The organism is Curtobacterium sp. PhB137, from assembly GCF_003814955.1.
GTDB lineage: Bacteria > Actinomycetota > Actinomycetes > Actinomycetales > Microbacteriaceae > Curtobacterium.
In genome coordinates this window covers 783,274-808,795 of sequence record NZ_RKQO01000004.1, presented here as the reverse complement: position 1 = coordinate 808,795, position 25,522 = coordinate 783,274, and the positions used below count along the sequence as shown (strand labels likewise).

27 protein-coding genes are annotated in these 25,522 nt (G+C 70.8%); 12 read left to right on the top strand and 15 right to left on the bottom strand.

Going from position 1 to position 25,522, the window contains the following annotated elements; all coding sequences use genetic code 11:
• Positions 1 to 30 precede the first annotated feature (30 nt).
• Positions 31 to 1,077, top strand: coding sequence for an aldo/keto reductase (locus EDF28_RS04285; protein WP_123937276.1), 1,047 nt, complete (start codon positions 31 to 33; stop codon positions 1,075 to 1,077).
• 8 nt (positions 1,078 to 1,085) lie between these two features.
• On the opposite strand, the gene mgrA is transcribed toward EDF28_RS04285, so the two are convergent.
• Both mgrA and EDF28_RS19125 read right to left on the bottom strand, forming a co-directional pair.
• Positions 1,086 to 2,129, bottom strand: coding sequence for an L-glyceraldehyde 3-phosphate reductase (gene mgrA / locus EDF28_RS04280; RefSeq protein WP_123294639.1), 1,044 nt, complete (start codon positions 2,127 to 2,129; stop codon positions 1,086 to 1,088).
• Entirely contained in the window at positions 2,126 to 2,296 is a 171-nt protein-coding gene (locus EDF28_RS19125; RefSeq protein ID WP_185094127.1) for a hypothetical protein, read from the bottom strand. The genes mgrA and EDF28_RS19125 overlap by 4 nt, the downstream gene beginning before the upstream one ends.
• Between EDF28_RS19125 and EDF28_RS04270 the strand changes: the two genes are divergently transcribed.
• The 3 genes from EDF28_RS04270 to soxR all read left to right on the top strand — a co-directional run bounded on the left by EDF28_RS04270 (position 2,295) and on the right by soxR (position 4,427).
• Complete coding sequence (locus tag EDF28_RS04270; protein ID WP_123937275.1) at positions 2,295 to 2,750, top strand: iron chaperone; 456 nt, start codon at positions 2,295 to 2,297, stop codon at positions 2,748 to 2,750. The genes EDF28_RS19125 and EDF28_RS04270 overlap by 2 nt on opposite strands.
• 50 nt (positions 2,751 to 2,800) lie before the next feature.
• On the top strand, positions 2,801 to 3,847 hold the full coding sequence (locus EDF28_RS04265) for a YdcF family protein (RefSeq protein WP_123937274.1): 1,047 nt from the start codon (positions 2,801 to 2,803) through the stop codon (positions 3,845 to 3,847).
• Positions 3,848 to 3,944: 97 nt separating this feature from the next.
• A complete protein-coding gene (gene soxR, locus EDF28_RS04260; protein ID WP_111085894.1) occupies positions 3,945 to 4,427 on the top strand; it encodes a redox-sensitive transcriptional activator SoxR in 483 nt (160 codons plus the stop codon).
• Here soxR and EDF28_RS04255 read toward each other — a convergent pair.
• Positions 4,424 to 4,864, bottom strand: a complete 441-nt coding sequence (locus EDF28_RS04255; RefSeq protein WP_260154525.1) for a MarR family winged helix-turn-helix transcriptional regulator — start codon at positions 4,862 to 4,864, stop codon at positions 4,424 to 4,426. The genes soxR and EDF28_RS04255 overlap by 4 nt on opposite strands.
• Positions 4,865 to 4,910: 46 nt before the next feature.
• Here EDF28_RS04255 and EDF28_RS04250 point away from each other — a divergent pair, with 46 nt between their 5' ends.
• Entirely contained in the window at positions 4,911 to 6,152 is a 1,242-nt protein-coding gene (locus EDF28_RS04250) for a multidrug effflux MFS transporter (RefSeq protein ID WP_123937273.1), read from the top strand.
• Positions 6,153 to 6,161: 9 nt separating this feature from the next.
• Here EDF28_RS04250 and EDF28_RS04245 read toward each other — a convergent pair whose 3' ends face one another.
• Positions 6,162 to 6,860 (bottom strand): phosphatase PAP2 family protein, encoded by a 699-nt coding sequence (locus EDF28_RS04245; RefSeq protein WP_123937272.1) that lies wholly within the window; start codon positions 6,858 to 6,860, stop codon positions 6,162 to 6,164.
• Positions 6,861 to 6,949: 89 nt separating this feature from the next.
• Between EDF28_RS04245 and poxB the strand changes: the two genes are divergently transcribed.
• On the top strand, positions 6,950 to 8,674 hold the full coding sequence (gene poxB, locus EDF28_RS04240) for a ubiquinone-dependent pyruvate dehydrogenase (protein ID WP_123937271.1): 1,725 nt from the start codon (positions 6,950 to 6,952) through the stop codon (positions 8,672 to 8,674).
• A 66-nt stretch (positions 8,675 to 8,740) separates the two neighbouring features.
• Here the strand turns inward: poxB and EDF28_RS04235 are convergent, their stop codons facing one another.
• Entirely contained in the window at positions 8,741 to 9,424 is a 684-nt protein-coding gene (locus EDF28_RS04235; protein ID WP_123339147.1) for an SDR family NAD(P)-dependent oxidoreductase, read from the bottom strand.
• A gap of 101 nt (positions 9,425 to 9,525) precedes the next feature.
• Between EDF28_RS04235 and EDF28_RS04230 the strand changes: the two genes are divergently transcribed.
• On the top strand, positions 9,526 to 10,368 hold the full coding sequence (locus tag EDF28_RS04230) for a helix-turn-helix transcriptional regulator (RefSeq protein ID WP_123937270.1): 843 nt from the start codon (positions 9,526 to 9,528) through the stop codon (positions 10,366 to 10,368).
• A gap of 141 nt (positions 10,369 to 10,509) precedes the next feature.
• On the top strand, positions 10,510 to 12,003 hold the full coding sequence (locus tag EDF28_RS04225; protein ID WP_123937269.1) for a putative Ig domain-containing protein: 1,494 nt from the start codon (positions 10,510 to 10,512) through the stop codon (positions 12,001 to 12,003).
• A gap of 91 nt (positions 12,004 to 12,094) precedes the next feature.
• On the opposite strand, the gene EDF28_RS04220 is transcribed toward EDF28_RS04225, so the two are convergent.
• Complete coding sequence (locus EDF28_RS04220) at positions 12,095 to 12,877, bottom strand: SDR family NAD(P)-dependent oxidoreductase (protein ID WP_123937268.1); 783 nt, start codon at positions 12,875 to 12,877, stop codon at positions 12,095 to 12,097.
• Positions 12,878 to 12,963: 86 nt separating this feature from the next.
• Between EDF28_RS04220 and EDF28_RS04215 the strand changes: the two genes are divergently transcribed.
• Positions 12,964 to 13,812, top strand: coding sequence for a helix-turn-helix transcriptional regulator (locus EDF28_RS04215; RefSeq protein WP_123294637.1), 849 nt, complete (start codon positions 12,964 to 12,966; stop codon positions 13,810 to 13,812).
• A gap of 10 nt (positions 13,813 to 13,822) precedes the next feature.
• On the opposite strand, the gene EDF28_RS04210 is transcribed toward EDF28_RS04215, so the two are convergent.
• The 4 genes from EDF28_RS04210 to EDF28_RS04195 form a co-directional block, all read right to left on the bottom strand.
• Positions 13,823 to 14,572, bottom strand: a complete 750-nt coding sequence (locus EDF28_RS04210; protein ID WP_123937267.1) for a hypothetical protein — start codon at positions 14,570 to 14,572, stop codon at positions 13,823 to 13,825.
• 94 nt (positions 14,573 to 14,666) lie between these two features.
• Positions 14,667 to 14,972: a Dabb family protein gene (locus tag EDF28_RS04205; RefSeq protein WP_185094126.1), complete on the bottom strand. Its 306-nt coding sequence runs from the start codon at positions 14,970 to 14,972 to the stop codon at positions 14,667 to 14,669.
• Between the two features lie 29 nt (positions 14,973 to 15,001).
• Positions 15,002 to 15,889 carry an SDR family oxidoreductase gene (locus tag EDF28_RS04200; RefSeq protein ID WP_123937265.1) on the bottom strand — a complete coding sequence of 296 codons (888 nt, stop codon included), beginning with the start codon at positions 15,887 to 15,889 and terminating at the stop codon, positions 15,002 to 15,004.
• Between the two features lie 121 nt (positions 15,890 to 16,010).
• A complete protein-coding gene (locus EDF28_RS04195) occupies positions 16,011 to 16,742 on the bottom strand; it encodes a trypsin-like serine protease (RefSeq protein ID WP_123294589.1) in 732 nt (243 codons plus the stop codon).
• Positions 16,743 to 16,913: 171 nt separating this feature from the next.
• Here EDF28_RS04195 and EDF28_RS04190 point away from each other — a divergent pair, with 171 nt between their 5' ends.
• Entirely contained in the window at positions 16,914 to 17,540 is a 627-nt protein-coding gene (locus EDF28_RS04190) for a TetR/AcrR family transcriptional regulator (RefSeq protein WP_123937264.1), read from the top strand.
• The gene (locus EDF28_RS04185; protein WP_123937263.1) at positions 17,537 to 18,244 is read left to right on the top strand and encodes an NADPH-dependent F420 reductase; all 708 of its coding nucleotides are present in this window, start codon (positions 17,537 to 17,539) and stop codon (positions 18,242 to 18,244) included. Before EDF28_RS04190 ends, EDF28_RS04185 begins: the two co-directional genes overlap by 4 nt.
• A 16-nt stretch (positions 18,245 to 18,260) precedes the next feature.
• Here EDF28_RS04185 and EDF28_RS04180 read toward each other — a convergent pair whose 3' ends face one another.
• The 5 genes from EDF28_RS04180 to EDF28_RS04160 form a co-directional block, all read right to left on the bottom strand.
• On the bottom strand, positions 18,261 to 19,298 hold the full coding sequence (locus EDF28_RS04180; protein ID WP_123937262.1) for a carboxypeptidase-like regulatory domain-containing protein: 1,038 nt from the start codon (positions 19,296 to 19,298) through the stop codon (positions 18,261 to 18,263).
• Between the two features lie 97 nt (positions 19,299 to 19,395).
• Positions 19,396 to 20,658, bottom strand: a complete 1,263-nt coding sequence (locus EDF28_RS04175) for a type II toxin-antitoxin system HipA family toxin (protein ID WP_123937261.1) — start codon at positions 20,656 to 20,658, stop codon at positions 19,396 to 19,398.
• Positions 20,655 to 20,870: a helix-turn-helix domain-containing protein gene (locus EDF28_RS04170; RefSeq protein WP_123937260.1), complete on the bottom strand. Its 216-nt coding sequence runs from the start codon at positions 20,868 to 20,870 to the stop codon at positions 20,655 to 20,657. Before EDF28_RS04170 ends, EDF28_RS04175 begins: the two co-directional genes overlap by 4 nt.
• A 258-nt stretch (positions 20,871 to 21,128) precedes the next feature.
• A complete protein-coding gene (locus EDF28_RS04165) occupies positions 21,129 to 23,264 on the bottom strand; it encodes a metallophosphoesterase family protein (RefSeq protein WP_221182538.1) in 2,136 nt (711 codons plus the stop codon).
• 114 nt (positions 23,265 to 23,378) lie between these two features.
• The gene (locus tag EDF28_RS04160) at positions 23,379 to 24,665 is read right to left on the bottom strand and encodes a HupE/UreJ family protein (RefSeq protein WP_123937259.1); all 1,287 of its coding nucleotides are present in this window, start codon (positions 24,663 to 24,665) and stop codon (positions 23,379 to 23,381) included.
• Between the two features lie 122 nt (positions 24,666 to 24,787).
• Between EDF28_RS04160 and EDF28_RS04155 the strand changes: the two genes are divergently transcribed.
• Positions 24,788 to 25,522 (top strand): hypothetical protein, encoded by a 735-nt coding sequence (locus EDF28_RS04155; RefSeq protein WP_123937258.1) that lies wholly within the window; start codon positions 24,788 to 24,790, stop codon positions 25,520 to 25,522.

Genomic DNA, 25,522 nt, shown 5'->3' with positions numbered 1-25,522 from the left:
GCGGCCCGCTCGGCCCATATCGTGGCGCGCATGGAACAGCGACGCATGGGGCGCACGGGGGCGCCCGTCAGCTCGCTGACGCTCGGGACGCGTGCCGTCTCCGGCGTCGCGGCCCACGACCCGTCGGCCGGAGTGACCCTCGTGCTCGAGGCGCTCACCCGCGGTGTGACGTCGGTCGACGTCTCGGACGCCGACGGCGCGGGCCTGGCCGAGACGGCTGTGGGCGCGGCGATCGCCGGACGGCGCGAGGACGTGTTCCTGTCGGTGCGGTTCGGCGCCCCGGTCGACCAGGACCCGGCGCACCGGGGCAACGGGCGGCGGTGGATGTTCCGTGCCGTGGAGCGGAGCCTGCAGCGACTCGGCACCGACGTCATCGACCTGTACCAGCCGGCGCTGCCGGACCCGGCGACGTCGCTCGACGAAACGCTCGACGCCCTCGCCGACCTGGTGGCACAGGGCAAGATCCGAGCCTTCGGCCTGCCCGGGTTCCCGGCCGAGGAGCTCGTCGAGGCGCAGTGGCTGCGGTCCGGGTCGAAGAGCGCCACCGCGACGCACGTGCCCTACTCGATCCTCACCCGCACGGCGGAGCGCACGGTGTTCCCGGTCGCCCGCCGCTTCGGTCTCGGGGTCTTGGCCGGAGCACCCCTCGCCGGCGGCTGGCTCGCGGGCACCTACCGCAACGGCACCGTCCAACCACGCTCACCGCACGTCGACGAGCACCCGGACGCGTACGACATCGGCGCCCCGCGGAACCGTCGGAAGCTCGAGGTGGCCGACCGGCTCGGACGCCTGGCCGACGACTCCGGCTTCACGGTGTCGGAGCTCGCGGTCGCCTTCGCCCTGACCCACCCGGACGTGTCCTCGGTGGTGATCGGGCCGCGCACCGTGTCGCACGTCGACGCCTACGTGCAGGCCTCCGAGATCGTCCTCGACGACGGGCTGCTCGACGCGATCGACGCGATCGTCGCGCCGGGCACCCACGTGCTCGAGCGGGACACCGGGTTCGCGCTGCCGGCGCTCAGCCGCGAGCGACTCCGCGGTCGCACCCCGGTGGGCGCCGGACCGAACCGCTCGTAGGTCCGCGGTCAGGAGACCTCGCCGGCACGCGCTCCCGCCCACAGGTCGACGTCGGTGATGCCGACGGAGTGCTCGTCGATGGTGCGGAGCTCCTCGTCGGTGAACGAGGTGTTCGCCAGCGCCGCGACGTTGTCCTCGAGCTGCGACACCTTCGACGCCCCGATCACGAGCGAGGTCACCCGCTCGTCACGGAGCGCCCAGGCCAGGGCGAGCTGCGCCAGGGACTGTCCACGAGCCGCGGCGACGTCGTTCAGTGCCCGGAGGTGCCCGACGACCTCCGGGGTGATGCTCGACGCGTCGAGCGACTTGCCGGCGGCGGCTCGGGAATCAGACGGCACCCCGTCCAGGTACTTGCCGGTGAGCAGGCCCTGGGCGAGCGCGGTGAACCCGATCACGCCGAAGCCCAGCTCGCCGGCGGCGTCGAGCAGCCCCTCGGTCTCGATCCAGCGGTTGAGCATCGAGTACGACGGCTGGTGGATGAGGAGCGGGGTACCGAGGTCGCGCAGGATCGCGGCGGCCTGGCGGCTGCGTTCCGCGTCGTACGACGAGATGCCGACGTACAGCGCCTTGCCCTGCTGGACCGCCGTGTGCAGCGCGCCCATCGTCTCCTCGAGCGGGGTCGAGGCGTCGAGTCGGTGCGAGTAGAAGACGTCGACGTAGTCCAGGCCCGTCCGCTGCAGGGACTGGTCGAGCGAGGCGAGCACGTACTTCCGCGAACCGCCGCCCTGGCCGTACGGACCCGGCCACATGTCCCACCCGGCCTTGGTCGACACGACCATCTCGTCGCGGTACGGCCGGAAGTCCTCACGCATCAGGCGCCCGAAGTTCACCTCGGCCGCACCGTAGGGCGGGCCGTAGTTGTTCGCGAGGTCGTGGTGCGTGATGCCGAGGTCGAAGGCCCGACGGCTGATCGCGCGCTGCGTCTCGAACGGCACGTCGTCACCGAAGTTGTGCCAGTACCCCAGGGAGAGCAGCGGCAGGTCGAGGCCCGAGCGGCCGGTGCGGCGGTACGTCATCGAGTCGTAGCGGTCGTCGCTGGCGATGTAGGTCATGGTCCGAGCCTGCCACCAGCGCCATCGGACGGGCGCAACGAGCGTGATCGGACGAGCGCGACGAGCGCGACGAGCGCGACGAGCGCGACGAGCGCAGCGAGCGCAGCGAGCGCAGCGAGCGTGATCGGGTGCATGATCGACGCACCGACACGGAAGGGCACCACCATGGCACGGACGACGAAGACCGAGGGCACCTTCACCGACGAGGAACGCGCGGCGATGCAGGAGCACGCCGCCGAGGTCAAACGCACCCGCGGCACGAAGGGCACCAAGGCGGAGAAGGCGGCAGCGGACGCCGCCGCGGTCGAGGCGAAGATCGCCGAGATGCCCCAGCCGGATCGCGGTCTCGCGGAACGCATCCACCGCATCGCGCTCGACGTCGCGCCCGACCTCGCGCCGAAGCTCTGGTACGGCATGCCCGCGTACTACCAGGACGGCAAGGCGGCGTTCTTCTTCCAGGACGCCGCGAAGTTCAAGGCCCGGTACGCGACGCTCGGGTTCCAGGACTCTGCCGCACTCGACGACGGGACGTTCTGGCCGACGTCGTGGGCGATCACGCCGGAGTTCTCCGAGGCGGACGAGGCGACCGTCGCCGACCTGATCCGCCGCGCGGTCGCCTGACCCCGCGGCCGGTACCGTGAGCGCATGACCGCGCTCCGTTCGGCCGACCGATGACCTCCGTGGGGGTGCCGGCCTGCTTCGCGCTGGTCTTCCTGCTGCTGTACGCCCTGGGACGGCGCCACGATCCGCGGATGCTCCGGAACGGCGTGTTCCTGACGGCGGCCGCGTTCTTCGCGCTCGCGACGGCCGTGACCGCGCTGACGCTCGTGGTCCCCGGGTTCAGCCTGGTCGTCGGCACCGTGCTGCTGCTCGTCCCGCTCGCGGTGGTCGTCCTCGGTGTGGCCCTGATCGCGAACGGGTTCCGGATGCTCCGCTCCGAGGGGCGCAGTCTCGGCAACACCCTGTCGTTGGTCGCGGGGGTGCTGGTGTTCGTGCTGCCGGCGGTGGCGATCGCGCTGTTCGTGTCCGCGAGCGGCGAGGGGTTCACGCTCTGGGACGGCGCCCGGATCGCGGTCGCCGTGCTGATGGTGTTCGTCTGCGGGTACTTCGCCGCGTCCCTCGTCGCGTTCGCCGTGTACTCCGTCGTCTACGGCCGGATGCTTCACGGCACCGTGCCGGACACGATCGTCGTCCTCGGTTCCGGGCTGATCCGCGGTGAGGTGCCGCCCCTGCTCCGCAGCCGCCTCGACCGCGCACTCGTCGTGTACCGCGCCGAACGAGCCGCCGGGCGTCGGCCGCTGCTGATCCCCTCCGGCGGGCAGGGCGACGACGAACCGCGCGCCGAGGGCACCGCGATGGCGGAGTACCTCCTGGCGAACGGGGCGGACCCCGACGACGTCCGGCCCGAGACCGAGTCCCGCAACACCCGCGAGAACCTGCGGCTCTCGCGCGCCGTGCAGGCCGAGGCCGGGCGCGACGGTCAGGTCGTCGTGGTCACGAACGACTACCACGTGCTCCGCGCCGCCACCCTGGCCCGCCGGCTCGGCCTGCCGGCGCAGGTGGTCGGCTCGCCGACGGCGCCGTACTACGTGCCGAGTGCGTTCCTGCGCGAGTTCGTCGCGGTGGTCGTCGAGCACCGCTGGCTCAACGTGGTGGCGTGCACGCCGTTCGTCCTGTTCACCGCGTTCCTGCTCTGGGAGTCGTTCCAGCAGCGGTAGACGCGACCGACGGACGGACGGGAGGCCCGTGGCGGGCCCGCCACGGGCCTCCCGTCCGCCCGTTCGTCGCGTCGAGATCCACCGTAGGATCTCGACCATGGTCGAGATCCAGCCGCCCCGCCCGACCGACCTGCTCCCGATCGGCGAGATCGTCCGACGCACCGGCGTCGCCGCGTCGGCCCTGCACTTCTACGAGCGCAAGGGCCTGATCCGGCCCGAGCGCACCGACGGCGGCACCCGGATGTACCCGCGGCACGTCGAACGGCGGATCGCGATCATCCAGGTGGCGAAGCGCCTCGGCATCCCGCTCAGCGAGGTCGCCGAGCAGTTCGGCACGCTGCCGGCCGACCGGATGCCGTCCCTGCGCGACTGGAACCGGCTGAACGAGCGGTGGCGTGCACGACTCCGGGCCCGCCAGCTGGAACTCGAGCGGCTGCAGCAGGAGATGACGCAGTGCATCGGGTGCGGCTGCGTCTCGCTCGGGGCGTGCTCGGTCGTGAACCCGGGCGACACGCTCGGCGACGAAGGCCACGGCGCTCGGCGGCTGCTGCCGATCGAGGACGACGCCCCGCAGGACTAGACCCCGCGCAGCCCCTCGTCGATCCGGTCGAGCAGCGCGAGGGCCTCGGGCAACCCGGCGTCGTCGTCGCCGAGCGCGGCGCGGAGCTTGCCGGCCCAGTGCGCGCGGAGGCGCCCGATGCTCTCCCGTGCCACGTCGGTCGAGTGCAGCTGCACGGTCCGTGCATCGTCCGGGTCCGGCCGACGTTCGACCATCCCCTTCTCCACCAGGGACCGCAGCGCGACGCTGAGGTTGCTGCGCTTGAGTGCCGTCGCCTCGGCCGTCGCGCTCGGCGAGGTGCCGGGGTTGCGGTCGACCCAGCGCATCACGAGCGCCTCGGTCCCGGTGAGCGGCACGATGTCGAGTGCCCCGGCACCGTGCGGGTCGATCTCCCGCGAGATCCGCAGCACGACGTCGGCGAGGTCGGCGAGGACGTGGTCGGACACGGCGGGGTGCATGTCCGTACTGTACCGAGGATCGGTAATGAGTTATGCTTTCATAACAATGACCACGGACACCGGAACCATCCGCGCGCACGCCGCGACACCCACGACCAGGCAGCAGGGCATCACGACACCGCTGCTGCTGGTGCTCGGCCTGCTCAGCGCCGTCGCCCCCTTCGCCACCGACCTGTACCTGCCGGCGTTCCCGCAGATGACCACCGAGCTCGGCGCGAGCGCCACCACCGTGCAGCTCACCCTGACCGCGTTCCTGGTCGGCGTCACGGCCGGCCAGCTCGTCTTCGGCCCGCTGTCCGACCGGTTCGGCCGCGTGCCGCCGCTCATCGCCGGCGCGGCACTGTGCGTCCTCGCGAGCGTCGCCGCCGTGTTCGCACCGAACATCGGCGTGCTCATCGCAGCTCGACTCCTGCAGGGCCTGGGCGGTGCGGCCGGCATGGTGATCAGCCGTGCGGTCATCTCCGACCTGGCGACCGGCAAGCCCGCCGCCCGCGCGTTCTCGCTCATGATGATCGTCGGCGGGGTCGCCCCCGTCGTCGCTCCGCTGCTCGGTGGCCTGCTCACCGGTCCGATCGGCTGGCGCGGCCTGCTGTCGATCGTCCTCGGTCTGTCCGTGGTCATGCTCGTCGCGGTGCTCGCCGTCATCCGTGAGACCCACCTGAAGGCGCACCGCGACGTGCTGCGCGAAGAGCGGAAGGGCACCGGTTCGCCGCTCCGCGCGCTGCGCTCCCGCACCTTCCTCGGCTACATCGCCGTGTTCGGCTTCGCGTTCGCCGTGATGATGGCGTACATCTCCGCCTCGCCGTTCCTGTACCAGGACATGATCGGGCTCGGCACCGTCGGCTACGGCCTGGCGTTCGGGCTGAACGCGCTGGCCCTGATGGGTGTGAGCATCGTGTCCGCCAAGCTCACCGAGACCCGTTCGGTCACCGGCGTGCTGTCGCTCGGCATCGCCCTGGTGTTCGCGTCGACGGTCGCGTTCGCGCTGCTCGTCGTCTTCGCGGCACCCGTGTTCTGGCTCGCGGTCCCGCTGTTCACCGCGGTCGGCTCGCTCGGACTGGTGCTCGGCAACGCCACGGCGCTGGCGCTCGGTGCGGTCCCCGCCGCTGCCGGCAGCGCGTCGGCCGTGCTCGGCGCGCTGCAGTTCGGGCTCGCGGCGCTGGTGTCCCCGCTCGTCAGCATCGGCGGCTCGGTGACGGCGGCACCGCTGGCGATCGTGATGCTCGCGTCCGCCGTGGTGGCCGTCGTGGCACTGCTCGTCGCCCGCGGTCGCACCCGCCTGGCCTGACCCGGCCGGTCACCGCCCCCGCAGGAACGGGATCCGCGGCATGAGCCAGTCGACCCACACCACCCGCACCCCCGGGGCCACGGCGAGCGCCCACACGATCGAGGCCACCGCGTCGGTCGGGTAGTGCACCGCGTCGATCGACACCGAGAAGAACACGACCACGATCGCGACGACCCCGAGCGTCAGTGCGAGTCGGTGCCACCGGGTCTCGCGCAGCAGCCAGATCAGCGCGATCACGAACGCCGTGATGTAGACGGTGTGCCCGCTCGGGTACCCGGGGTCGGGCTGCACCGGGAACGGGTGCGGCAGCACGGCGACGTCGGGCCTGGCGCGGTGGACGATCTCCTTCACGACCGCGGACGGCACCCACGTGATGGCGATCGTGCCGCCGAAGGCCAGGGCCGGGCGGAGACTCCGGGTGCGCCACCAGATCACGGCCACGACGACGACGGTGATCCCGATCGCCGGCCCCGGACTGATGACGTGGTAGACCGCCGTGGTGAACGCCCCGATCGCGCCGGTGTGCAGGGCGTTCAGGGCCTTCGACAGTCCGAGGTCGACCGTGCCGAGGGCGAACCCGACGAGCGTGATGACGACCACGGCGATGACCGCGATCGCGACGGAGACGAGCGGGTAGGGCGACGGCTCGAGGATCCCGGTGCCGTCGGACTCCGGTCGGCGGGGGCGGAGCAGCGGCGCGTCGGTCATCCGACCATCGTCCCAGCCCGGACTCCGACCACGGGCCCGGCGAGCCTCTGAAAGCACTCAGCGCAGCCGCCCGCGAGTAGACAGGAGGCATGCCAACCGTTGCCGAGAACATCGTCGCCACCCTCCGCAAGAACGACGTCGCCCGCGTCTACGGCCTGCCGGGGGACTCCCTCAACGGCTTCACCGACGCGCTGCGCAAGGACGGCACGATCCGGTGGGAGCACGTCCGCCACGAGGAGGCCGCCGCCTTCGCCGCGAGCGCCGAGGCCGAACTGACCGGCGAGCTCGCGGTCTGCGCCGGCAGCTGCGGCCCCGGCAACCTGCACCTGGTCAACGGCCTGTTCGACGCCAACCGGTCGCGCGTCCCGGTCCTCGCGATCGCCGCACACATCCCCACCGCCGAGATCGGCTCCGGCTACTTCCAGGAGACTCACCCGCAGGAGCTGTTCCGCGAGTGCTCGGTCTACGTCGAGTACGTCGCGGACCCGACCCAGATGCCGCGCCTGCTCGAGATCGCGATGCGCGAGGCCGTCGAGAAGCGCGGGGTCGCGGTGCTCGTCATCCCCGGCGACGTCCTGCTCGCCGAGGCGAAGGACGACCGCACCACCCGCATCGAGCGCACGACGCCCCGCATCGTGCCGAGTGAGGCCGAGCTGCTCCGCACCGCCGAGCTGCTGAACGGCGCCGACAACGTCACGATCCTGGCCGGAGCGGGCGTCGCCGGCGCCCACGACGAGGTCATCGCGCTGGCCGAACGGCTGCAGGCCCCGATCGTGCATGCCCTGCGCGGCAAGGAGCACATCGAGTGGGACAACCCCTACGACGTCGGTATGACGGGCCTGCTCGGTTTCGCGTCCGGGTACCGCGCCATGGAGGACGCCGACGTCGTGCTCATGCTCGGCACCGACTTCCCGTACCAGCAGTTCTTCCCGGCCAAGGCGAAGCACGTACAGGTGGACATCCGCGGGTCGCAGCTCGGCCGACGGCACCCGGTCGACATCGGCCTGGTCGGCACCGTGAAGGACACCGCGCTCGCCCTCATCCCCCTGCTGACCGGGTCGCACCCGACGACGCACCTCGACAACGCCCTGAAGCACTACCGGAAGACCCGCGAGAAGCTCGACGACCTGGCCGTCCCCGCGGGCCGGAAGAAGCCGCTGCACCCGCAGTACGTCGCGCGTGTGCTCGACCGGATCGCCGCCGACGACGCGGTGTTCATCCCCGACGTCGGCTCCCCCGTCGTGTGGGCCTCGCGCTACCTGACGATGAACGGCAAGCGTCGCCTGATCGGCTCGTTCGTGCACGGCACGATGGCGAACGCGGTCCCGCAGGCGATCGGTGCGCAGACGGCGTTCCCGGACCGCCAGGTGATCGCACTCGCGGGTGACGGCGGCCTGACGATGCTGCTCGGCGAGCTCATCACGATCGTGCAGAACAAGCTGCCCGTGAAGATCGTCGTGTTCGACAACTCGTCGCTGAACTTCGTCGAGCTCGAGATGAAGGCCGCCGGGTTCGTGAACTACGGCACCGAGCTGCAGAACCCGGACTTCGCCACGGTCGCCGAGGCGATCGGCATCAAGGGCTTCAAGGTCGACGTGTCCGACGACTTCGAGGACGCGATGGCCGCCGCGCTCGCGCACGACGGTCCCGCGCTCGTGTCCGTCCGCGCGAACCGGCAGGAGCTGTCGATGCCCCCGGCGGTCACGCTCGAGCAGGCGAAGGGCTTCACGCTCTACGCCATCCGCACGGTGCTGTCCGGTCGCGGCGACGAGCTGCTGGACCTCGCGTCGACCAACGCGCGTCAGCTGCTGTAGACGCGACCGCACGGCGGACTGGAGGCACGGTGCCAGCTGGCACCGTGCCTCCAGTCCGTCACGACGTCACCACCCGAGCGGCTGGCCGTCCTCCAGGAACACGCCGGTCGGGCCCTCCGGGCCCACGCTCGCGGCGGCCGCGACGGTCGCCGCGCTCACCTCGACGGGGCGACCGTGCGGGTTCGGCACCCCACCGAGCTCGGTCGCCGTGTAGCCGGGCTCGAGCACCACGAAGCGCACCTCGGGTGCGATGCGGGCGTACTGCACCGTGAGCATCGAGACGGCCGACTTGCTCGCGCCGTAGACCGCGGCCTGCACGGTCGACGCCGCACTGTCCGGGTCGTGGACCGCCGTGAACGAGCCGAGCGCGCTGCCGACGTTGACGACGAGGGGGCTGGCCGATCGGCGCAGGATCGGCAACGCGGCCTCGGTCGTGCGGACGATGCCGACGGCGTTCGTGTCGAACACGGCGAGCGCGTCCGGTCCGTTGAGACCCCACATCGCGATGCCGGCGTTGTTGACCAGGACGTCCAGGCCGCCGTTCGCGTCGATGTGCGCGAAGGCTGCGGCGACCGAGTCGTCGTCGCGGACGTCGAGCTGCACGGAGCGGGCGCCGATCTCGGCGGCGACGGCCGCTCCCTGGTCGGCGTCGCGAGCGCCGATCCAGACGGTGTGGCCGGCTGCGACGAGCTGGCGGGCGGTTTCCTTGCCGAGGCCACGGGTGGCGCCGGTGATGAGTGTCGTTGTCATGGGTCCAGCGTCACGCTCGACGCGGTCGGCAGGGAGTCGCCCGGTTGTCGTAGGACTGGTGGGGCCAGGACGCGGCCGCGACGTGCGCGCAGACTGGGGGCATGGCGGACACGGACTTCGGGCACACCCTGCGACGGCTCCGCGACCACGTCACCCCGGCTGCGGCCGGCATGACCGTCGGGCCACGACGTCGGGCGGCGGGACTGCGGCGTGAGGAACTCGCGGGCCTCGCGGGGATCTCCGCCGACTACCTGACCCGCCTGGAGCAGGGTCGCGCGACGTCGCCGTCCGCCCAGGTGGTCGAGGCGCTGACGCGTGCCCTCCGGGTCTCGGACGCCGAACGCGAGCTGCTGTACCGGCTCGCCGGGCACGCGGCCCCGGGCGCGGACGTCGTGCCGTCGCGGATCCCGCCGAGCGTGCAGCGGCTGCTCGACCGGCTGGCGGACACCCCGGTCGCGGTGCTCGACGCCGCCGGGAACCTGCTCGTGACCAACGCTCCGCACGAAGCCCTGATGGGGCCGATCGGCGGGATGCGCGGGAACGAACGGAACACCGCCTGGCGGCACCTGGTCGGTGCCGGCAGCCGCGCCGTGCACACGCCCGCGGAACAGGCGGCGTTCGAGGAGAACCTGGTCGCCGGACTCCGGATGACCGCGGCCCGCTACCCGCTCGACCGGCAGTTGCAGCAGCTCGTGCGGGACCTGCGGGCGGCGAGCCCGCGGTTCGTCGAACTGTGGGACTCGGGTGCGACGGCCCTGGGCGAGACGGCCCGCCGCAAGGTGATCGACCACCCCGACGTCGGGCTCATCACACTCGATTGCGACACCCTGGTCGTCGGGCCGGAGGACCTGCGGATCCTGGCGTACACGGCGGTGCCCAGGTCGGTGGACGCCGAGCGGTTGGCGCTGGCGATCGTGCTGGGGACGCAGTCGTTGGTGGAGTGAGCACTCGCCCCCAATTCGTGGGGGATGCTCGCGACGTGGCCCTCAGCCCGTTCCAAGGTTGGCTACGATCCGAGAGCGCCGGCTTCCGGCGATCTCAGACGTCCGGTCTCCTGCCGGACTGCACACCCGAGGGGACCACCCGTGCAGCACAGCACTGCAACACTTCGACGCGCCTGCGCGATCGGCGCGACCATCGCCGTCATCGGCCTGAGCACCGGCTTCGGCGCGTTGACGGCCACGACCGCCTTCGCCGACGAGCAGCCCGTCGCGCCGACGAGCACCGCGACCGCGTCCCCGGCGCAGGGCACTGACAGCACGGCCGACGGCGCTGACGAGTCGGCTCCGCCGGTTCCCGCGGCGACGTCCACGCCGACGGCCAAGGCGACAGCTGATCCCACCGCGGAACCGTCCCTGCCGGTCAGCACGCCGGCCGCGACTGCGACCCCCGATCCCACCGCGCCCGTCACAGCAGAACCGGCCGCGACGCCGACCGTGACGATCACCGGGGACGCGACCGTCGGCAGCACCCTGACGGCGACCGGGCACGACTTCACCGGCGAGCTGACCTACACGTGGGCCAGCGGCGACGCGATCCTGCCGACCACCACCGACTCGTACGTCGTCGCTGCCGCGGACGCCGGCAAGACCATCAGCGTCACGATCACCAGCGACACCGACGAGTCCGCGACGACCACGACGGCCGTCGTCACGCACGCGGCGGCCTTCCCGGAGGCCTCGACCGAAGACGACCCGATCACGTTCTCCGCGGTCGCAGGTGAGCGTTTCACCCACACGTTCGCCGCAGAGGGCTTCCCCGCACCGACGTACTCGGCCGCCTACTACTCGCTCGACGATCCGTACGCGAGCGAGGACGACGGTGACGAGTCCGGGTACCTGCCGTACGGCCTGTCCCTTGACCACGCCACCGGCGCGCTCTCCGGGAAACCCCGCTACTCCGGCACCTACGCGTTCCGCATCGTCGCGACGAGCGGCACCACGACCGCGTCGCAGTACGTCAACATCACGATCGACGCCGCCGCACCGCTCGGCGTGGAGGTCACCGCCGAGGACAAGGACACCTTCCTCACCGCGCACTCCACCAGCTGGGTCATCGAACGCGACGGCACCGTCTGGACGTTCGAGAACGAGACCACCCGTCAGCCCGACGGCGGGTACATCGGGTTCGGGGCCGGGTTCGAGGGCGGCCAGCCCACCATCGACCAGGGCGGGACCCTGCTCGTCAGCGGCCACCTGGTCGACCGCTTCGGCAACGAGGTCGACGACGCCGACGGCTACCCGGTGCCGTTCACGGTGACCTCGGATCACCCTTCCGACGTCATCACGCCGAGCCGCGATCCGTGGGTCGCGACCGACGTCACGTTCCCCGAGGCGTCGACGCACTCCCTCGAGGTCGCCTCGAGCGGGTTCGCCACCGCCTTCGCGGTCGACGTCCAGCCCACCGCGGCTCTGGCCGTCTCCCCCACGGGCACGGTCGCCACTCCGACCGTGACCACGGGCGAGCTCGCCTACACGGGGTCGGACGCGATGCACCTGCTCCCCTGGGCCGGCGGTCTCGCCGTCATCGGTGCCGCGGTCGTCGCACTGCAGGCCGTCCGCCGCCGGAAGCAGCACTGACGGGTGCACGAACAAAGGCCCCGCAAGCGGGGCCTTTGGCTGGCGACGTTCCGGTAGCCGGCCCGTCGTGCTTCCAGCGTAGCGGTGGGCGTCAGGCCCCGGCACCCCCGTCGACCGGAACGATCGCCCCCGTCACCATCGCCGCGCGGTCGCTGAGCAACCACGCGGCGACCTCGGCGACCTCCGCTGGCTCAGCCATCCGCCCGAGTGGGACCGAAGCGGTGATCTGGGCGGTGACGCCAGGCGTCGCCGCCTCCCACGCTTCGATCATCTCGGTCGCGGTGCCACCCGGCGTGATCCCGTTCACCCGGATGTGCTCGGGCGCCCAGGTCACCGCGGCCGTCTCGGTGATGCTGTTCAGTGCGCGCTTCATCGCGCCGTACGCCGGCAGCGCCGGGTTCGCGCGGCGGCTGCCGATGCTCGACGTGTTGACGATCGCGCCGCCGCCGGAGCGACGCATCAGCGCGGCCTCGGCGGTCATCGCCACCCAGTGACCGCGGAAGTTCACGGCGAACTGGGTATCGATGTCCTCGTCGCTGGTGGTGTCGAGCGGTCCGGGCTGCTGGATCGCGGCGCCGTTGTTGAACGCCCCGTCGAGTCGGCCGTGCAGCTCGTCGACCTGCTCGACGGCCGCGCGGATGCTGTCCGGGTCCGCGAGGTCGAGTGCGACAGCGTCTGCCGTGCCCCCGGCCGCACGGACTTCGGCGACGATCCCCTCGAGTGCGTGGGCGCTGCGGGCAGCGAGGACCACACGGGCGCCTTCATCCGCGAAGAGCCGAGCAGCCGCGGCGCCGATGCCACGGCTCGCGCCGGTGATGAGGATGACCTTGTCGGACAAGAGGCCGATCGGGTTGGATGTGATGTCGTTCGTCATGCGCTCAGCGTCACGCCGAGGGAGCGTGCGGATACAGGTACGAGCGGTACCAGGATCTCCGGCCGGAACCGGTGGAGACTCGGGTCATGGACAAGCCGGAACTCGCCGCCTTCCTCCGCTCACGACGTGAGCGGTTGCGCCCCGAGGACGTCGGACTGCCGACCGGGTCGCGCCGCCGGACGCCTGGCCTCCGCCGTGAGGAAGTAGCGGTCCTCGCCCACATCTCCACGGAGTACTACGTCCGGCTCGAGCAGGGGCGTGCGCCCCGCCCGTCAGCAGAAGTACTCGCCGGAATCGCAGGATCGCTCCTGCTGACATCGGCGGAGTCGGAGCACCTGCACGCCTTGTCCGGCACGGCACCGTTGCAGGTCGGCCGAGTCCAGCGTGACGTGCGCCCGAGCATCCTCGCGCTCGTCGAACGATTGCCGCAGACCGCTGCGATCGTCTTGTCCGCCAGCTTCGAGGTCCTCGCCTGGAACCCCCTCGCGGCGGCGCTCATGGAGGACTTCGCGTTGCTCGCACCGGCCGACCGGAACCTCGCCCGCCGCGCCTTCCCGACCGAAGCCGTCCACCAGGCAGCTCGGCCCTACGGAATCTCGGACGGCGCCGAGTTTCAGCGGCACGTCGTCATGCAACTTAGGACGAGCCGAACGCGGTACCCGGACGACCCTGACGTCGTCGGTCTCGTCGAGGAACTCCGTGACGGCAACCCGGTGTTCGCGCGCCTGTGGGATCGCCACGACGTGCAGACGACACCGGTGCTCACCAAGACGTTCGACCACCCGGCGGTGGGGGCGGTGACGGTCGACTGCGACAGCCTCGCGTTGACGGATCGGGACCAGCACCTCGTCCTCTACACGGCCCCGCCCGGGTCACCCGATGCCGACGCGCTCGCGCTCCTCGGCCTGCTGGGTGTCGATTCCCCCAGTCGGTAACGACGGCCCGTCAGGCGCAGTACTCGTACGGCGGCATGGCGACCGCACCCACCCAGATCATGCCGACCGTCGCGCCGTCCTCCCCGAGCTGGAACGTGATGTAACTTCCGCCGATCTGGACACTCCACAGCGAGAACGGTCCTTGTTCCTCGCCGTAGGTGCCCGTGTACTGCAGGTCCGGGTACGCGGACTGCACCTCGGCCAGCGCAGTGCCGACACCGATCCCGGCTGCGGTCTCGGGCGAGTTCGTCTTCACCGGTTCCGGGCTCAGACCGCCGACGGCGACACCGGCCACGTTGCCGCCGCGCGGGACGACAGCGAGCCAAGGCGCATCGGCGCTCTCCCAGAACGAAGTCTCCGGGCTGGCCGGGCACGCATCCGAGCTGCGGGTGTAGGCCGCAGACAGGTCGTCGATCTCCCCCTGGAGTTCGCCACCGAGGGCGATCGGGCCGACCTCCTCCGCCGAGATCGTCCAGGTGGCGGGGTCCGACAGGCTGAACGCCGCCTCCGTCGCGGTGGGGGTCGGCGTGCTCGTGTCTGCCGTCGGCTCCGGCGGCGCGACGGCACTCGCGGTCGCGGTCGCGGTAACGGTCCGGGTCGGCGTCGAAACCGGCGCTCCGGAGCATGCTGCCAGCACAGTCGATGCCATGAGCGCAATGATGATCCCGGTGGTCCGGACGGCACCCTTCACAAGGCCGCCACCGTCGTCCAGCAGTGGCTTCGTACCGTCCTGCACGCGCGGGTTCTGGTTGCCGGGCATCGTCTGTTCCCTCCGACGGCGGATGTCGAGCAATCCACCGTACGTCGACGCCCGACGGGCAACGGGCCCCCCGGCGTCCATCGCAACCAGAGCGTTACTTGGCGGCTGCGTCCTCGACGTCGAACACCACGACCCGGGCACTCGCACCACCGATGAACTCCGCCACCGGCCGGTGCTCCGGATGCGGCAGGTACCCGGCGAGCGCTGCCCGATCGCGGAACCGGACCACGAGCATCCAGTGGAACCCGCCCTCCAGACCCTCGGTGCTCACGCTCGTCCCCAACTGCACGGACTCGACACCGTCGATCCGCGGCAGGTGCTCGCGCGACAGGGCGTCGGCCTCGGACGACCGGTCCGCTCCGTCCCACTCGACCAGCACGGTGTGCGTCACTCCTGACACGTGGTCTCCTTCGTCTGTCACGACGCCGATCAGAACGCGGGCGTTCCGCCGGCGATCGTGATCGTCGACCCTGACTGGTAGCTCGACTCCGGGCTCACCAGGTGCACGTACGCGGCACCGAGCTCGGCCGGCTGTCCGGGCCGACCGAACGGCGAGGTCTCGCCGAAGTGCGACACGGTTTCGGCGTCGTCGGATCCCGGCTGCAGCGGCGTCCAGACCGGTCCGGGGGCGACGGAGTTCACACGGATGCCCTTCGGCGCGAGCTGCTGGGCGACGGCCTCGGTGAAGAGCTTGATCGCACCCTTCGACACGGCGTAGTCGATCTTGTCGGCCGAGGGAGTCGACGCCTGGATCGAACCGGTCGTCACGATGGTGGAGCCCGGCTCGAGGTGCGGCACCGCTGCCTTGGTCAGCCAGAACAGCGAGTAGATGTTGGTCTTGAACGTCGAGTCGAACATCGACGTGTCGAGGGTCAGGATGTCCTCGTTGCTGTCCATCCGGCCGGCGACCATGACCAGGGTGTCGAGGCCGCCGAACTCGTCGACGCCCTTCTGCACCAGGTCCTTGCAGTACTGCTCGTCGGAGATGTCCCCGGGGAACAGGACGGCGCGACGCCCCTCGGACTCGAGCAGATCGCGGACCTGTTCGGCGTCCTGCTGCTCGTCCGGCAGGTAGGACAGCACCAGGTCGGCACCCTCACGCGACAGGGCGATGGCGGCGGCGCGACCGATGCCGGAGTCGGCGCCGGTGATGATGCCGCGGTAGCCGGTGAGGCGTTCCCGGCCGACGTAGCTCTCCTCGCCGTGGTCGGGCTTCGGGTCCATCTTCCACGCGGCACCCGGCAGCGACTGCTCCTGCTTCGGGTACGGCGGCGCCGGGTAGAGGGTGTTCGGGTCGCGCTTGTCGTACTGGCTCATGCGTTCCACTGTCGTCGTCGCGCGTGGACGCGCGTTCAGCCGCTGCGGTCCTGGGACACGGCTGATGACGGACGGGAGGCCCGTGGCGGCGTCGCCACGGGCCTCCCGTCCGTCACGTGGTTCAGACGCCGGCCGTGGTCCGGATCCAGGACGAGGCCTGCGACAGCAGGGCGTAGTTCGAGCCGGCCTTGGTGTCGGCGCCGGGGTCGGCGCTGTCACCGGTGGAGCAGACGGCGACGACCTTGCCGTTCACGAGCAGCGGGCCGCCGGAGTCGCCGTGGTTCGAGGCGCCGGTCACGCCGGTGAGGTGCTGCGCACGACCGCTGTACGCATCGGTGCTCGCACCGGTGAGCGAGACGGTGGCCTGGTAGAGGCCGTCGGACTGGGTCGCGTTCGCGCGCAGGCCGTAGCCCTGGATGGTGCCGGTGCCGCTCGACTTGGCGGTCGCGGTGAGGTCGAGCGGGGCGTAGGTGGACAGCGAGTAGGCACTCTTCAGGTGCACGAGCGCGATGTCGCCGGCCGGTGCGGCGGAGACCCGGTCGACGGCGACGGCGGTGCCCCGGTTGGTCGTGGAGTTCGAGTGGTAGACGTTCATCGCACCGATGCCGTCGATGCAGTGGCGGGCGGTGAGGATCCACGAAGCGTTGATCTGCTCGCCGGTGCAGTTGCTGACGTAACCCGACGGGATGGAGCCGCCCGACGCTTCGAGCTGGACCGCCCACGAGGTGGTGGGGGCCTTCTCGCCGCCGACGACCTTGGTGCTGGCCGGCAGGGCCGAGGCGGGTGACGCGGCGAACACGCCTGCGGTGATGACGGCTGCCGCGGCGAACGCGGCTGCGATGGACTTCTTCATGACGACTCCTCTGTCGGGGGAAGCACCTGACCCGTTGCGTTGTGCAACTAGGCAGCATCCTGACCCTCGTTCGGGGGCCGCGCCAGTCCGCACTTCGGCGGACGGCCGAAATGGAGATAGTCTCCTCTTAGGAGTTCCGGAGACAGTCTCCGGAGAGGGGACCGAACCCGTATGGCGACCACCACGACCCGAGCAGGCCGCGCTCCCCGAGCTGACGCGCAGCGCAACCGTGACCACATCCTGGACGTCGCCGAGCAGCACTTCTCGGCGCACGGCGTTTCCGGCTCGCTCGATGCGATCGCGAAGCAGGCCGGCGTCGGTGCCGGCACCCTGTACCGGCACTTCCCGAACCGGGAGTCCTTGCTGGCGACCCTGCTCGCCGCCCGCGATGACGCCCTCGTCGCGCGACGCGATCGGCTCCTCGCCGGGTCGGTGGCCACCGCCGACGCGCTGGCAGGCTGGCTCGACGCAGTCGTCGAGTGGGCCAGCGCCTTCGACGGGCTGCCGGACCCGTTGCGCACCGCGACGATGACCGACTCTTCCCCGCTGTCGATGACCTGCGAGGGGTTCGTCACGACGACCGCTTCGTTCCTGCGCGCTGCGCAGAAGGACGGCAGCGCCCGACGCGACGTGCGCGCACGCGATCTGTTCCTCGCGGCATTGGCCATCAGCTGGGTGCGAGGAGCTGCCATGGCGGACGCCACGACCACCGGCGCCCTCACGACGCTGCTCAGGAGCGGCTGGACGGCCCCACCCACCGACGACCACGAACCAGCGACGCAAGGAGCACGACCATGACACGCATCGGCATCATCGGCAGCGGAGCGATCGGGAGCGCGATCGCCAGACGGGCCGTCACGGCCGGGCTCGAGGTCCTCGTCGCGAACTCACGCGGGCCGGAGTCGCTCGCCGACCTCGTCCACGAACTCGGGCCCCGCGCGCAGGCTGGCGACGCTCGAGCTGCCGCCCGGTTCGGGGACGTCACGGTGCTGACGGTCCCACTCGCTTCCTACCGGGCCCTGCCGCTCGACGCGCTGGCCGGCAGGACGGTGCTGTCCACGGGCAACTACTACCCCTACCGAGACGGCCGGATCGAGGAGCTGGACACGCTGACGAGCACGACCGCCGAGTACGAGCAGTCGCTGCTACCGGGTGTCGCGCTGGTCAAGGCGTTCAACAACATCGTGGCCCACCACATCCCGACGCTGTCCGGCTCCGAGCCGCGCACGGCACTGGCGGTCGCGGGGGACGACGCCGGGGCGAAGGCGTCCGTCTCGTCGATCGTGGACGCCCTGGGGTTCGACCCCGTCGACTCCGGGAGTCTGGCGGAGTCGTGGCGCTCCGAGCCGGAGTCCGGTGCCTACACGCCGATCTACGCGGCCGATCCGGAGGGGTTCGCACGCGACCACCTCGCCGACCCCGGCGCACCCGTCAGCGCGGACCAGCTCCGCAGACTCCTCGTGGCGTCGCAGCGACCCGACGTCGCCGCCCGCGAGTTCTGAGCAGACGACGAAGCCGTCAGCGGGTGCTCCAGAACGAGATCGACCGGCTCTCGTCGCGGATGACGATCGTGTGCGACGCCGCGCGGTCCGCGACGGGCCGGTTGCCCTCACCGCCGTACCAGTACGACACGTACCGGCGCTGGGTCGGCGACCAGCCGACGACCTCGACCTTGTAGCGTCCGGGGCTCAGGACTGCGCCGAAGGTCCCGCCCCGACCGGGCGACCAGTAGCTCAGGTGCGTGTCGAAGGTGCTGCCGATCGACTCCCCGTACACGTGCACGGTGGCGCCGGTGAAGTCGGTGTCGAGCTGCGGGTTGAGGATCCCGGTCAGGGTGACGCCCCGGGTCGAGCTCGCATCGATGCCGTCCACGACCGTCTCGGTGCGGCCCCCGGCCTGGTGCGCGACCCGGACGTACGAGCGCTCAGCGGTGGAGTCGGGATCACGGTGGAAGCCCCACGACTCGTTGCGCAACGCCGGCCACGAGTCGAGCGTCTCGTCGTGCGCGTTGACCTGCACGCTGTAGTCGTCGCTCGGCAGGCCGTGCACCCAGTAGTGACCGTCGGGCGAGGTGACGGTCCGCCGCACGGTGCCGGTGTTCCAGCCACGGACGACGACCGCTGCGCCGGACAGGTCCGCGCCGTACGGGTTGTGGGCGGTGCCGCCGATCGAGGCACCCCGCCGCACCACGAGCACGACGGTCTCGTGCCCACCGGCGCTGACCACGACGCCGGTCCGCTCCGCCGGGACCACGTCGTCGAAGCCGTACGAGCCCTCGCGTTCACCGTGCAGCGTCCAGGTGCCTGCCGGGACCGCGTCGAACGTCATCCGGCCGCGGCGGTCGCTCGTCGCCGAGTCAGCGGTGCTGCCGTCCGGGGCGCGGAGGTCGACGACCACGCCCTCCATCGCGAGCGGCCGCTTCTCCGGGTCGGTCAGCATGACGGTGAGCGCACCGTCGTCCGGAGCGGCCACGGCCGCGGTGACGGGCGCGATGAGCACGCCGATCAGTGTGAGTGCGATCGTGATCCCGACCGTCGCGCGTCGTCGTCCCGTCATGGTGTGCCCCTGGTCCCCTGGTGGGGCCGCCCCTGGCCCCGGTGGAGTGGAGCGTAGCCGCGACCCGCGCGGAGCGCGCGGTCGCTCTCCGCTCAGCTCACCAACCGCGACGCGTCGCGTTCCGTGCCACAGCGTCGGCGAGCTCTCGACCGAATGGCTCCTCCACCGTTGCCGCCGCCTGCGCGAACGCTGCGGCGACGCCGGAGGTGATGTTTCGGTAGCGATCGGTTGCCTCGTCCGGAGCGATGTCCAGGGACCTGCCGATGTCACGGAACTGCTCCTCACCGATCCCGTCGAAGCGGTACTCGTCGCCGACGGACATCGCGCCGCGCAGCGTCGAACCGTCAGCTGACGGGTACGCAGCGTGTGAGCCGAGGTCGTACAGAGGCGCCAGGCGGACAGAGGGGCCGTCGAGGAGGAGCGAGTAGTTCTTCGCGTGGGCATCCGTTCCGAGCATCGCGACGTTCAGCACCAGCGCCTCGAAGAACCGTCGCTGCGCATCACGGCGTTCGTCGGGCTGCGCGATGGCTCCGCGGAGGAGCACCGCGATCTGCTTCGCCGATGGTCCGCCCTCTTCCTGGTACTTCCTGGACGGGTAGACGGACAGCGCTTGGCAGAGGTCCTCCTGGTGGAGCCGACGCCATGACCCGTCATCGTCACGGCCTCGGTCGTACCGCTTGCTGACGAACACCCGGGCGCCGGTTGAGGTCCGCAGCAACTCGTGGTCCGCGACCTGCAGCCCGAGGAGCCGAGCGGCCTCCATCGACACGTACTCGTTCACGTCGTGGTCCGGCATCGTCGCGATGACGGGCTTGATGATGTGGGTCGTCGGGGTCGAGTCCTGCGGCACACCCCAGGTCCCGTCGTCGAAGCGGAACAGGGCGGCTTTGCTCTGCGCGCCCGCGAGCGACCACCGTCCGGCGTTCATCGTGCCGCCCCACGATCCCGGGTTGCGCGCGAGCGCGTCGACCAAGCCGTCGAAGTCGTCGTCCGTCAGGCGGTGCACGGCACCACGCCGGACCGCCGCGTCCGAGGAGTCCGTCGCCGGAGGGAGCAGCTGCACGGCACCAGCGGCATCACGGCCGAGGCGCTCAAGCAGCCGGAACGGGTTCTCGGTGACGTGGTGCTCCGAAGCGAGTTCGCGCAGCCGCTCCGGGCTGTCGGGAAGCAGTCCCGCGAGGAACGGTCCGGCCGCCTTTGCCTTCCATCTGGCGCGGCCGGTTCGCATCGACAACGACACCGGGGTCGCGTCGGGCAGGTTCCGGTACGCCTCGTCGTAGGTGAAGGTGGTGTTCCCACCGGTGCTCATCTCGAAGGTGCCAACCGGCACACCGTCGAGGAACGCGCGCAGCTCGCTCATCGGTCACGCTCGTTCGCCTCGAGGACAAGGCCGAGGACGGTCAGCGCGTCGAAGGCCAGACGGAGCTGCGCGGTGCCCTTTCCGCCCTCGAACTCGTTGACCCATCGGCGGCTGACACCCATCCGCTCGGCGAGTTCAGCCTGGGACCAACCGAGACGCGTGCGGCGTTCGTGCACGAGATCGCCCAGTGCAAGGGCAGTGTCGACTCGCATGTGCGCCTCCGCTGTAATCGTCCGGTTACAGCGTAACCCTGTCACCGATCGCTTACAAGTACCACCAGTAACCCATCGCTTACACAACGTGTTCGGAACCGATCGATCCCACGGAGCCTTGTGGTCGTGATGGTCGCCGTGGTCGGCACACCCGTGGCGATCGTCGTCCTCGCTTCACGATCGCGCAGTCCTGAACGACGCACGAGGGCCCCGCGACCGGAGTCGCGGGGCCCTCGCTGGTGCGCTGGTGCGCTGGTGTTACTTGATGACGATCGACTGCACCGGGCTGGTGCTCGTCGTCAGGGTGTCGGTGCCGGCGAAGACGGCGTGCAGCTTGTGCGTGCCCTTCTTCAGCGCGAGCGCCGAGGTGACCTTGCCGTTCTTGACGGTGACGGTCGCCAGGCGCTTCGTGCCCTGGTAGATCCGCGCGGTGCCGTTCACGGTGAAGCCCGTGGCCTTGACCTGCACGGTCGCCTTGCCGCCGCTGTACTTGAGCGCCGTCCGGGACGGGGCCTTCGTGACGGTGACGGTGGTGGCCTTCGCGGTCGCCGAGTCGGTGCCCGAGAAGGTCGAGTCCGCGTTGACGAACTTGGCGGTGAGCGCGTGCGTGCCGATGGCCAGGGCGCTCGGGAGCGTCATGGTCGCGGTGCTGTTCTTGACGGGGACGGTGCCGAGGACCTTCTTGCCGTCCGAGACCGTCAGCGTGCCCTGCTGCTTGCCGATGCCACCGGCGATGGTCGCGGTGACCGTGGCCGGCTTCGCCGCGTTGACGGTCTGCGACGCGGCGGAGACGGCGAGCGTCGTGGTCGTCGCGGGCAGCGTGGCGTGCAGGTCGAACTGGTCGACGGTCGATCCGATCGCGGCCGGGTCGGCGGTGGCGGTCGGCTGGAGCGTCACGCCGCAGCTGTCGACGTTGCCGTGCTGGACCGCCGAGTTGAGCGTGGTGCAGTCGCCGGCGCGGATGTCCTGCACGGAGAGCTTCTCGTCGGTGACCGAGACCTTGACGAAGGAGCGGACGTGCTCCTGGTTCTCGACCGAGTTGGCCCAGTGGCGCTTGCCGGTCGGGTCGAGCGGGTCTGCGCCGTAGCCGCTCTGGGTGGCGTCCGGAGCGGTCAGGTCGTAGTACTTCGAGCCGGAGGCCGAGTTCGCCGTCATGTAGATGACGCCGCCGGGGCCGGAGAAGACCTCGGGAGCAGCGGGCTGCTCGTTGACGTTGGCCTTCTTGCCGTTCTTGATCGCGTAGCTGCGCGAGTAGGAGTGGTCGTGGCCCTGCAGGACGAGGTCGACGCCCATGTCGGAGAACGCACGCGTGAAGTCGAACCGGCGCTGCTGGTTGTCCTTGTCGTTCGCGTGGTCGGCCGGCGAGTAGATCGAGTGGTGGTAGACCAGCGTGGTCCACTTCGCGTCGTCGCCGTAGCGGTTGATGACGTCGCGCACGTAGTTCACGTGGGCAGCGTCCGATCCGGCCGCGTAGGCGTTCGAGTTGATGTCGATGAACAGGACGCCCTTGTACATGTACCAGTAGTCGCCACCCGAGTTCGCGGTGGTGTTGCCGCCCGGGTAGAAGTCCGGCACCTTGAGCGAGTTCGGCACCTGGTTGTGCTGCTCGTACGCCTTGCCGCCGACGTCGTGGTTGCCGATGGTCGAGGCCCACGGGTAGCGCTTGAGGACGTCGCTGCTGTCGGCGAACGCGCCCCACTCGTACTCGTTGTTGGCGTGCTCGATCTGGTCGCCACCGGAGACCAGGAGCTCGGCGTCCGGCTCGGTCGTCGTGGCGTACCGCAGCGTGTCCGCCCAGCCGGCGCCGTCGTCGTCGACGTAGCCCGACGAACCGATCTGCGGGTCACCGAAGAACAGGAAGTCGAAGTCGCCGGAGAAGCTCTTCGTGGTGAAGGTGTACGACGCCGACCAGGCCGACCCGTCCGCCGCACCGACGTGGTACGTGTACGAGGTGTTCGGCTCGAGGTCCGAGATCGTGGCGTGGGCGTTGATGTAGCCCGACTCGGCGGCGATGCCGTCGATGCTCTTCGTGTTCGAGTCCGTCGTGCTCGTGTCGACTGCGGTGTTGGCGGCCTTCGACGCGGCGATCGTCGACTTGGCGTCGGTGAAGACCCCGTCGGTCATCGACGCGGTCTTCTGGATCTCGAGCGACTGCGCGACGTTCGTCGGGAAGTACCACGAGGCGATGCGCTGGCTCTCGGTGGCACCGACGCCCAGCAGGATGTGGAGCGGGCCGCCGGTGGAGATGTTGGTGGTGGGGGTGTTCGTCGCGGCGGAGGCGACGTTCGTGCCGACCATCGAGGCGCCGGCGATGAGCGCGGCCCCGAGGACGGCTCCGCACACGCGGAGGGTGGTGGTTCTGCGCCGTGTGGTGGCGCCGGACAGGAGACTCATGGTGGTCCGTTTCTCAGACGTGGGATGGTGCAGCACGGAAGACTCTGCATGCACTGCGAAACGTCTTGGTAAACGCTGAGTGACAAGTCGTCGCTGTTCAGGAGCGGACCACCGTCATCCCGCTGCGAGCCGCTCGACGAACCAGATCATCCCCATCACGAACACCCCGGCGGTCACGACTCCGGTGACCCAGAGCGAGACCCGGTGGGCCTTCCGACGCAGGAGGGACAGCGGTGGGAAGACGATGACGATGATCGCGAGCTGCACGGCCTCGATGCCGACGTTGAAGACGAGGAGCGACACGAGCAGCTGCCACGAGAACGCCTCGTGGATGCCCAGCGCCCCGGCGAACCCGAGCCCGTGGATCAGCCCGAACGCGAACACGACGGCCAGGCGTGTCCAGCCCGCCCGGTCGAGCGAGAAGTGCCCGTGTTCACCGACCACGAGTTCGTCGGCGCGCGACCGGCGCCGCCAGAGCCGCCACAGGTACCAGCCGGCCACGGCGGCGATGGACAGGGCGATGAGCGGCTCGACGACGATCGCGGGCGGGCTGACCACCCCGAGCGCGGCGAGGATGAACGTGATCGAGTGCGCGATGGTGAACGCCGACGCGGTGTAGACCACCTCGCGCAGGCGCCGTGACCCGGCGATGAGCGCGACGAGGAACAGGATGTGGTCGATGCCGGTCAGCAGGTGCTCGGCACCGAGGCGGAAGAACTCCCAGAAGCGCTGCCCGGCCGACTGCTCGGTCGAGAACGACGGCTGCGAGGCGTCGAGCGTCGCTGATCCCTGCTTCGCGTCGACGTCGTAGGTGACGATCGTCTTGGTGTCGCGCACGAAGGTCTCACTGTCCGGGAACAGTGTCGACGTCACGACGTGTCCGGTCTGCGTCTCCGACGGCTCCGGGCAGGTGAAGTCCGCCGTCACGTGGGCGTACGGCACCTCGTCCTGCAGGTCGACCGTGACGCTGTCGCCGAGCACGCCCGTGCAGGCCTGCCCACCCGCGCCGGACACCGAGAACCGGTCGAACACGTACTTCCCGAGCGCGTCAGTGTGCGCCTCGGCCGCCGACACCATCCCCGGGAAGTCGCCGTCGTCCCAGGCCGCCTGACCCTGCGTGTGGAACGCGTCGTCGTGCTCGCTCGTGGCGACCGACACGAGCATCAGGTCGTACTCGAGCCCGAGCTCCGCGTGCACGACGGTCGGTTCCGTCGATGTCACCTTCGCGTAGACGACCGAGCTGAAGCCGTGCGCCGATGCCGGCGACGCCCCGGCCAGCACGCCGACGACGACCACCCCGAGCAGCAGGAGCGCGGCGACGACCCGTGCGATCAGCGCGGACGGGCGGGACGGACGGGCAGGGCGGGCGCGCAGCAGCGCGACGGGGGTTCCGGAAGGCACGCGCAGACGATCCGGCCCTCGGACGACCGGCAGGTGAACAGGTGGTGACCAGCAGTGGGACAGGTGCCGGACAGCCGCCGGAGCCGGCCCGGTGCGGCACACCGACGTGTTTCGATGATGCAGTGACCCGCCTCGCTGCCCGGACGACCGTCCTGCTGACCACCGTCGCCCTCGTCAGCACCGGCGTCGCCCTGCTGGCCGGGTGCTCGGCGACACCCGGCGGGACCGACGCTGGAGCCGGAACCGACGCCGGCGACGGCACCGGCACGTCGGCGACGGCGCACGCCACGGCCGGTGCCCTCGGCGCGGGCTTCTCCGACCCGACGCAGCCGCCGGCACCCGAGGCCACCATCCACCCGGAGCCGGGTTCGTGGTCCGGGGTCCACGCCCCCGACGACTACGACGTCGTACTCCTGTCGGACGCCGGTGACGCCGACGACGCCCCGACTCGGACCCTGCTCGACGCCGTCGCGTCGTGGGCGGCGGACGAGGACGTCACCGTCACGAGGGTGTCGGCGACGGACGCCGACGACCGGATCGCGGCGGTCACCCGGGCGATCGACGAGCGGTCCGACCTGGTGATCAGCGTCGGCAACCACATGGTCGACCCGCTCGCCGCGGTGTCGCCGACGGCGCTCCACCAGCAGTTCCTGGTCGTGGGTGCCGAGATCGCCGAGCCGACGTCGAACGTGACGGCCGCGGACTGGACCGGCGGCGGCTTCCGTGGCGAAGGACTCGGACCGTCGAGCCACTACGACCCGTCCACCTTCACGGAGGAGCGCGCCGACCGCGCGCTGCGCGCGGGTCTGGCGGCCGTGCTGCACGACCTGCGCGGCATCGTCGTCTGGGTGCGCTGA